The following is an 8,473-nucleotide window of genomic DNA, read 5'->3' on the forward strand; positions in this document are numbered from 1 at the left end:
AAGCAGCTATTATTTAACACCTAGCTCGCGTAAACGCTCTTGTAGGTAGCTGTCTGCAGTGTAGCGCTCAGAAAGCACAACATCAGGACGTGGGTGTAAAAACAGCGGTAAAGAAATACGCGACTTAGTCGACGCTTTACCCGTTGGGTTAATTACACGGTGAATAGTCGATGGGAAATACCCGCCCGACGCTTCTTGTAACATGTCACCAATATTAATAATTAAGCTACCAAAGTCACATGGCACATCTAACCAACCGCCATCAGTTTTTTGAACTTGCAGGCCTGGCTCGTTTGATGCCGGTAACACTGTTAATAAGTTAATGTCACCATGTGCTGCAGCGCGAATTGCACCTGGCTCTTCATCACCTGTCATTGGCGGGTAATGTAAAATACGTAACAATGTTTGCTCAGAATCAGCAATCATGTCTTTTAAATCGATAGAAAACTTAGCACGTACATCGGCTGGTGCCTCTGCTTGAACCCAGCTTAAAAGCGTTGCTGCAAATTCGTTAGCTAAGCGGTAGTACTCACGTACGTCGGCTTCAAGCTCTGCAGGCACGCGACCTTTAGGGTAAACATGAAAGTACTCTTTAATGTCTTTAACTGTAAAGCCTTTCGCTACCTCAGAGACAGAAGGCGGGAAATAACCGTCTTGTGTTTCTTTAGAAAATAAAAAGTCGTGCTTTTGCTCTGAATTAAAAAAGTCTTGCCATTTTTCGTAAATAGACTCAACTAAAGATTGCGGGATTGGGTGATTTTTTAATACACCAAAACCGGTGTTTCTTAACGATTCAACAAATTGAGCAGCCGCATCGGGAGCTTTATAATCAACAGTAGGTAATTGCATTGTACGTTCCAGTGAATAGGTTGTAAGAACAGTGCCGCTTTAAATATAGCTAATATGCCAAAATAAAGTAGCAAAGCCTTAATTATAGCGCTGTGCGAGGATAGACAAACCACCCCAAAAACATAAGGACAAATGTCCGCAAGGTGAATTAGTGAACAACTTACTTGATCGAGATCAAAGTATAAAAAACATTGAAATTGCACTCATTAGTGCTTATATCTTATCTATTATTGTAACGTATTTTCATGAAACACTAAGGCTCTTCTATGCGACAAAAAGTATCTTTTAAAAGCGGCGATTTAGAACTGGCAGGCCAGCTGGAACGCCCAGCAGGAGATGTAAAGTTTTATGCTTTATTTGCACACTGCTTTACCTGTGGTAAAGATATTGCTGCCGCCACACGAATAAGCCGCGCCCTTACCCAACAAGGTATAGCCGTACTGCGCTTTGACTTTACCGGTCTTGGTAATAGTGACGGCGACTTCGCAAATAGTAACTTTTCATCCAATATTCAAGATTTAGTGGCCGCAGCCGATCACTTGCGCACACACTTTGACGCACCACAACTGTTAATTGGCCACAGCTTAGGCGGCGCTGCCGTACTGGCTGCTGCAGAGCATATTCCTGAAGTATCGGCTATTACAACCATTGGCGCCCCTTCAGATGCAAAACATGTTGCACATAACTTTGAAGCCCACTTAGATGAAATTAACGCTGCAGGCGAGGCAAAAGTGAGTTTAGCTGGGCGCGAATTTACCATAAAAAAACAGTTTGTAGAGGATATAGCAAAGTACGATCGTAGCCACATAGGAAAATTAAAACGCGCGCTTTTAGTTATGCACTCCCCTGTTGATACCACGGTTAATATTTCAGAAGCCGAGAAAATCTACGCATCTGCCAAGCACCCTAAAAGCTTTATCAGCCTCGATAACGCCGACCACCTGTTGAGCAATAAAGACGATGCCGAGTACGCAGCCACGCTCATTGCTAATTGGGCAAACCGCTACGTTGAGTATGAGCAAAGTAACTACAGCGCAAAATTAGAAAACGGCAAAGTACTGGTTGAAGAAAAAGACCACATATTTACTCAGCACGTAAGTACTAAAGATCATACATGGCTTGCAGATGAACCATTAAAGGTAGGGGGCAGTAATTTAGGCCCCGATCCATACGACCATATACTCGCAGGCCTAGGCGCATGCACCTCAATGACACTGCGTATGTATGCAACCTTAAAAAAGCTGCCGCTTGACCATGTAAAAGTAGAACTTGAACACACCCGTGACTACTACCAAGATTGCGACAACGGCGAATGCACGCAAAACCTAGAGGCCATTACCCGTAAAATTACCCTACGCGGCGACTTAACTGAAGCACAACGCCAACGCCTACTAGAAATAGCCGATAAATGCCCAGTGCATAAAACTCTGCATAACAGCCCAATTGTAGTAAGTGAACTAGTTGAGTAACTAAAACAACAATAGCGCGGCTATGGCTGCGCTATTTACTAGGGCCTATTTACCTTTCGAGATTGAACTTGCAGCAGTCTGTTTGGTATTTAGGCAAGACAGAGCCTATGTAGTGTGGTTGTTCCCCATAAATAGGCGATAACGACGTATAAATGCCAAACAGGCGCTGCCCAAAGGGTTCTGCCTAGGGGCCATTTACTCTTTGTTGCCTACATGGATGTAGGTAAGGGCGTGGCAGGACGCGGAAGCTTTACTCGGTTTTTACTTATTCTTACATGGATGTAAGTCATTAGAATAACGCAGGAGCAGTTATCGAGCCCACTAGGTTACAAACCTCACGCCGTGATTAAATGGCCCCTAGATTGAACAAATTATAACCCTGAAAGGTCAACAGGCCCTAAAATAAAGCTATACAAATTTTTGTTAATTTAAAAACGCCCCTACTTCTTTACTCATTCTATCCACCAGCCAAGCTGGCCCGCCATCATACATATCGTTATGGCGCGATTTTTCAATCATTACTTGGCTAACTGGAAACTCTTTAAGCTCTGTTTCATTTAATAAAACATTCGCATCGGCTTCGTAATCACTACCACGCAGTGTAAGCACGCGTATGTTTTTATTACGTGGGATCAACATGCGGCGGTGATCGAGGGTAATTATTTGGCTTACTTCATTTGGGTATATTGAAGCATATAAAGCAGATATATCGCCGCCGTTAGAGTGCCCAAATAGCGTGAGCTGAGAAAAGTTATACTCAGGGTATTGCGCACTTAGCTGATTAACTAAAAATTTAAGGGTAACCACACCGCGATGCCAGTTTTCCATGCGGGTGGTTAAATAAGGCTGCTTGCGATTAAGCGCAGGGTCGGCTTTTAGCTCATGTGCGACTGCAATGCTTAAATAACCCTGTGCATTAAATAGCTTACTCGCAAACGTGTAGTCATTGTGGCTAATGCCGTAGCCTGCATTTACAAATGCTACAGGGCACTTTGCGTGTACGCTGCATTGATTACTGTTATTTGGAAGCGTGATATTGATAGGGATGGTGCGATTGCGGCTTTGATCCACTATTACATCGTCATCAGCAACGCTTAATGGTGACATTAAAATCGCACTTAGGCTAAATGCGCTTAATGTTAGTAACTTTTTTATTATTTTATGCATGTTTTAACTTGTATAAGTTATTGTTTTTAAATAAAAATAACTTTTACTATAAAGGTTAGCGCGCGCCATTGCTAATGTATGCGATAATACGGGTATTATTTTTAGTTAATTTAGAAAAGTACCCCATGAAATCATACAGCACTATTGAACAACGTATCGACATTTTGCAAAGTCGCATAGAAGCCTATAAAGAAGAAATCGCCGTCTTACAGGCCGAGCCAAAAAGTAACAACGAGCGTATTATTTTAAAATTTATTGAAACGGGCAGTACAGGTAAAACAAAAGACTTTGTTCGCGAGCTTGGTATTAAGTCGCCGCGCGATAGCTTATATTCATCAGGTGATGTAACTAAGCTAATTAAAGACGGCGCTGATGACATTACCCCTGCACTGCTTGAAATTGCCCGCACACTTGCAAGCGCACGTAACAAAAATGGCCCTAGCTGTTAACTAGTTAGCTACTGGTCACTAACTTATTTAGGAGCTCGTAATTTGCAGCTTCTAAATAACCTCAATCATCGGATAATTAGTTACACAGCTCTATATCAAGGCTTGTAAGCAAGTTAAGTGCTTCAAAGCGCTCAAACTTTGCCCCCGCTAATATATTATTGTTCAAATCAATATTAAACTCAGTTGCGCCAACAAAGTCACACTTAGTTAAATTGGTTTGAAAAAACTCACTATCGCGAAAATTACTCCCTGTAAATGTACTTTGCTTTAAATTGGCATGTCTAAAATCAACATTTTTTGCAAAGCAATGAATTAATTTTAGTGAATTTAACGTTAAGTCAAAAAAAGAACTGTTACTAAGCTCACAGCTATTAAAGCTCACCGGCGCATTTATACTTAGCGCTCCCCAATCTGCATCGCCCCATTGCACGCTGTTTAACTTACAATGGCTAAAGCTTACACTTTCAAGGGAGCTATAGTCCCACTTGAGTGACGACAAATTACAATTTTTAAAGCTGCACTCTATAAATCGGCACGTTTTAAATTGCGCCTGTGAGAAATCACACTCAGTAAACGTACACGCTTCAAATTCTGTGTTTTCGATTGTATTTTTTGCTAGCTGTAAGGCATTAAATTGCTGATCGCAATAATAGTTATTATTTGAAATTGGCACTGTGACTACGTGTCCGTATTTAGGGTTTTTTAATGGGCATAAGGGCTGGTTTTTGGCAAATCTTGTTTAAGCGCTAATAAGGCGATAAAAATTAGGCCAAAAAGCGGAAATACCGCTAAGCATCCACCTACAAAAGCTAACACGCCCGGCATGGTACTTTTACGTTTACCTATTTTGTAGCTAATAAGCGCAAAAATTGGAATGCAAAATAAAATAAAAAACGCTAAAAATTCACCAAATAATGTGAGATTAAACGACATAAGAACTCCCTCTCTATTGGATACTACCAATCTGCTTAAGTTACTAATCATTTATAGCGACAAATAAATAGCATCATAAAAGGCTAAATATTTAAATCGATTAGTATAATATTTAAACTACTTTAAATTTAACCATAAAAAAACCCCTAGGCATACTCCTAAGGGCTTTTAAATCTAGCTAGGCGCATCTACTGCGCGCAATATTACTCTTCGCTAGGAATTGCTTTTTCTACCACACTGATCGCAAGCTCAGTTAACGAGTCGCTATTCGCTTTGCTAGGTGCATCGGTTAATAAGCACGATGCTTGAGTGGTTTTAGGGAACGCAATAACGTCACGAATATTATCAGTACCACATAAAAGCATAACTAAACGGTCAAGGCCAAAGGCTAAACCAGCATGTGGTGGTGTGCCGTATTTAAGGGCATCAAGTAAAAAGCCAAACTTGTCTTGTTGCTCTTGTGCTTCAATTCCTAAAATTCTAAATGCGGCCTCTTGCATATCTGCATTATGAATACGTACCGAACCACCACCTACTTCGTAGCCATTTAATACCATGTCGTAGGCATCTGAAATAGCCGCTGCTGGGTTTGCTTCAAGCTCTTCTGCGCTGATATCTTTAGGTGCAGTAAATGGATGATGCACAGCATGTAACGTGCCTTCGTCATCTTCTTCAAACATTGGGAAATCAACAACCCAAAGTGGCGCCCAACTATCAAGATTAGTGATTTCTAAATCAACACCAATCTTCAAGCGAAGCGCGCCCATAGCTTCGTTTACAACGTTGCGTTTATCGGCACCAAATAAAATGATATCGCCTGTTTGTGCGTTAGTACGCTCAAGTAACTGGGTAATTACCTCTTCGTTTAAAAACTTAGCCACTGGAGATTGAACACCCTCAGCGCCTGCATCACGGTCGTTTACTTTCATCCACGCCATGCCTTTAGCGCCGTAAATGCCAATAAACTTAGTGTAATCGTCAAGTTGCTTACGCGAAAGTTTAGCGCCACCTGGTACTGTTAATACAGCAACGCGGCCTTTTTCGTCGTTAGCTGGGCCTGAAAATACGTTAAACTCAACATCTTTTACCAAATCAGCTACATCAACAAGCTTCATTGGGTTACGTAAATCTGGTTTATCAGAACCGTATAGGCTCATTGCCTCAGAGTAAGGCATAATTGGGAAATCGCCTAAATCAACGTTTAATAATGATTGCCACATTTCACGGATCATTTTTTCGGTCATAGCACGTACTTGATCAGAGCTCATGAACGAGGTTTCTAAATCTATTTGGGTAAATTCAGGTTGACGATCGGCACGTAAATCTTCATCACGAAAACATTTAACAATTTGGTAGTAACGGTCAAAACCCGACATCATCAACAATTGCTTAAACAACTGTGGTGACTGTGGTAATGCATAAAAGCTACCTTTATGAACACGACTCGGTACTAAGTAATCGCGTGCACCTTCTGGTGTTGCTTTGGTAAGTACAGGTGTTTCAATGTCTAAAAAGCCATTGTCATCTAAAAAGCGACGAACAAAGCTGCTTGCTTTAGCGCGTAGTTTAATACGGTCGCTCATTTCAAGGCGACGTAAATCTAAGTAGCGGTACTTTAAACGGCGCTCTTCTGAATTGGTTTGATTAAAATCAAGTGGAAGCGGCTCAGAGCGGTTAATAATAGTTAGCTCAGTACCTAAAATTTCTACTTCGCCTGTTGCCATGTCTTTATTAACTTGGCTTTCTGGGCGTGCACGAACAACCCCTTTTAACTGAACACAAAATTCTTGACGAAGTTTGTTAGCGGTATCCATTAACCCTTTAACCTCTGGATCGAATACAACTTGTACTAACCCTTCTCTATCGCGTAAATCGACAAAGATAAGTCCACCAAGGTCACGTCGTTTGTTGATCCAGCCACATAGTTCAACTTCTTGATCTACGTGAGTTTTATTTAGCTGTCCGCAATATATAGAGCGCATAGTTTTCCTGTCAGATAAAAGGCTTGAACGGTTAAATTTATTTGTTTTAAGGCGTGTGATTTAAAAAACAGGTCACCACAATACAAATAAAGCCGCTAGCAATCTAAAAATAATCGAATTAAGCCCTGCATTATACCCAAGTAGTATCAAGATGCTAGGGCGTGTTGAACTTCGGCGGTTGAATTTACAGCAAGCACGCTATGTATTTGGTACACTTACGCCACAAAGTCATTAAGCCACCCTTTTTATGTTATATATTGGATGCCCTCAGTGGTCGAGCAGCGCCTGGAAAGGCAACTTATTTACCCGCCAATGTAAAAATGCCGATATGCTAAACCAATATGCCCAGCATTTTAACTCAGTTGAAGGCAACACCAGCTTTTACGCAGATCCAGCACCAAGCACCGTTTTACGCTGGGCACAAAGCGTACCCGACAATTTTAAGTTCACGTTTAAATTTCATCGCCGTTTTAGCCACGAGCTTGCGCTTAGTAATGTTCAAACAGAACTTAATGACTGGCTTGCGTTATTTGCCCCAATACTCGAAAAAACAGGGCAAATAATGCTGCAATTACCTAAAGCGTTTGGTCCAAACGATTTACCTAAATTAACGCAATTTATTAGCTTGCTCCCCAAAGAGCTAAATTACGGCGTAGAAGTACGCCATACTGATTTTTTTAAAAAAGGTGAGGCCGAAATTGCCCTTAATCAGCTATTAATGGCAAATAATATAAACCGTATTTCTATGGATACCCGTGCGCTTTTTGCAGTAAAGCCCACCACCGAGGCGCTAATAGATGCGCAACAAAAAAAGCCCCACTTACCTGTACATGCAATAGCGACTGGCTCGCAGCCCATGGCCCGCTTTGTCATAGCCGATTTACAAAACGACTATAAATCTTTTTACAAACCGTGGCTTGGTAAAGTAAAACAATGGCTTGATGAGGGTAAAAGCCCGTATGTGTTTTTTCATACTGCCGACAACCAAGAGTCTCCGTTACTTGCTAGGCAGTTTTGTAAAGACCTAGGGTACAGTCACCCAGTATTAAACCCATTCAGTGGCGAAAAAGAAGCCCATCAGCCTACGCTTTTTTAAATAGAGAATAAAAATGAGTGAATACGCACGTTACTTTACCGGCTACCCAGCTAACATTATTGAGCAAGTATTAAGCCTTATAAATAACAACAAGGTGTGTGACTACTTACTTAAAAAATACCCACACGCACACACCATCACCACCGATAAACTGCTTTACAGCTACGCTACAGATTTAAAAAAACAGTATTTAAAAAACGCCCCACCGTTTGGCCGTGCTGCATTTAAAAAACAAGGCGATATGGTCACCAACGCACTCGGTACTCACACCTACCGCATGCAAGGTAAAACCCGAAAGCACGATTTAGCGATTAACAGTGATTTGCTGCGTGCACCCGAGCCTTTATTAAAAGCATTAGTGGTGCACGAGCTCGCCCACTTTAAAGAAAAAGATCACAACAAAAGCTTTTATAAACTGTGCTGCCACATGGAGCCGCAGTATCATCAGTTGGAGTTAGATTTACGGATTTTTTGTGTGGTAGTAGCGATGGGAGAGAATCCTTATTGATCAGCGGTCAGCGGTCAGCG

At 41.4% G+C, this 8,473-nt stretch carries 9 protein-coding genes; 4 read left to right on the forward strand and 5 right to left on the reverse strand.

Annotated features, from left to right (window positions below; all coding sequences use genetic code 11):
- Positions 1 to 9: 9 nt before the first annotated feature.
- Positions 10 to 849, reverse strand: coding sequence for an isopenicillin N synthase family dioxygenase (locus CWC16_RS18975; RefSeq protein WP_055013875.1), 840 nt, complete (start codon positions 847 to 849; stop codon positions 10 to 12).
- 266 nt (positions 850 to 1,115) lie between these two features.
- Between CWC16_RS18975 and CWC16_RS18980 the strand changes: the two genes are divergently transcribed.
- Positions 1,116 to 2,318 (forward strand): bifunctional alpha/beta hydrolase/OsmC family protein, encoded by a 1,203-nt coding sequence (locus CWC16_RS18980; protein WP_138542651.1) that lies wholly within the window; start codon positions 1,116 to 1,118, stop codon positions 2,316 to 2,318.
- Positions 2,319 to 2,741: 423 nt separating this feature from the next.
- Here the strand turns inward: CWC16_RS18980 and CWC16_RS18985 are convergent, their stop codons facing one another.
- Entirely contained in the window at positions 2,742 to 3,485 is a 744-nt protein-coding gene (locus CWC16_RS18985; RefSeq protein ID WP_138542652.1) for an alpha/beta hydrolase, read from the reverse strand.
- A 125-nt stretch (positions 3,486 to 3,610) separates the two neighbouring features.
- Between CWC16_RS18985 and CWC16_RS18990 the strand changes: the two genes are divergently transcribed.
- The gene (locus CWC16_RS18990) at positions 3,611 to 3,934 is read left to right on the forward strand and encodes a hypothetical protein (protein WP_138542653.1); all 324 of its coding nucleotides are present in this window, start codon (positions 3,611 to 3,613) and stop codon (positions 3,932 to 3,934) included.
- Positions 3,935 to 4,010: 76 nt separating this feature from the next.
- Here the strand turns inward: CWC16_RS18990 and CWC16_RS18995 are convergent, their stop codons facing one another.
- The 3 genes from CWC16_RS18995 to aspS all read right to left on the reverse strand — a co-directional run bounded on the left by CWC16_RS18995 (position 4,011) and on the right by aspS (position 6,849).
- A complete protein-coding gene (locus tag CWC16_RS18995) occupies positions 4,011 to 4,607 on the reverse strand; it encodes a pentapeptide repeat-containing protein (RefSeq protein WP_138542654.1) in 597 nt (198 codons plus the stop codon).
- Positions 4,608 to 4,636: 29 nt separating this feature from the next.
- Positions 4,637 to 4,867, reverse strand: a complete 231-nt coding sequence (locus tag CWC16_RS19000; RefSeq protein ID WP_024033669.1) for a hypothetical protein — start codon at positions 4,865 to 4,867, stop codon at positions 4,637 to 4,639.
- Positions 4,868 to 5,070: 203 nt separating this feature from the next.
- Positions 5,071 to 6,849 (reverse strand): aspartate--tRNA ligase, encoded by a 1,779-nt coding sequence (aspS, locus tag CWC16_RS19005; protein ID WP_138542655.1) that lies wholly within the window; start codon positions 6,847 to 6,849, stop codon positions 5,071 to 5,073.
- A 247-nt stretch (positions 6,850 to 7,096) separates the two neighbouring features.
- On the opposite strand from aspS, the gene CWC16_RS19010 reads away from it, so the two are divergent.
- Together CWC16_RS19010 and CWC16_RS19015 are read left to right on the forward strand one after the other, a co-directional pair.
- Positions 7,097 to 7,945: a DUF72 domain-containing protein gene (locus CWC16_RS19010; protein WP_138542656.1), complete on the forward strand. Its 849-nt coding sequence runs from the start codon at positions 7,097 to 7,099 to the stop codon at positions 7,943 to 7,945.
- Positions 7,946 to 7,958: 13 nt separating this feature from the next.
- The gene (locus CWC16_RS19015) at positions 7,959 to 8,453 is read left to right on the forward strand and encodes a M48 metallopeptidase family protein (RefSeq protein ID WP_138542657.1); all 495 of its coding nucleotides are present in this window, start codon (positions 7,959 to 7,961) and stop codon (positions 8,451 to 8,453) included.
- The last annotated feature ends 20 nt before the right edge of the window (positions 8,454 to 8,473 follow it).

It is taken from the genome of Pseudoalteromonas sp. S3776 (genome assembly GCF_005886915.1).
In the GTDB taxonomy this organism is placed as follows: Bacteria; Pseudomonadota; Gammaproteobacteria; order Enterobacterales; family Alteromonadaceae; genus Pseudoalteromonas.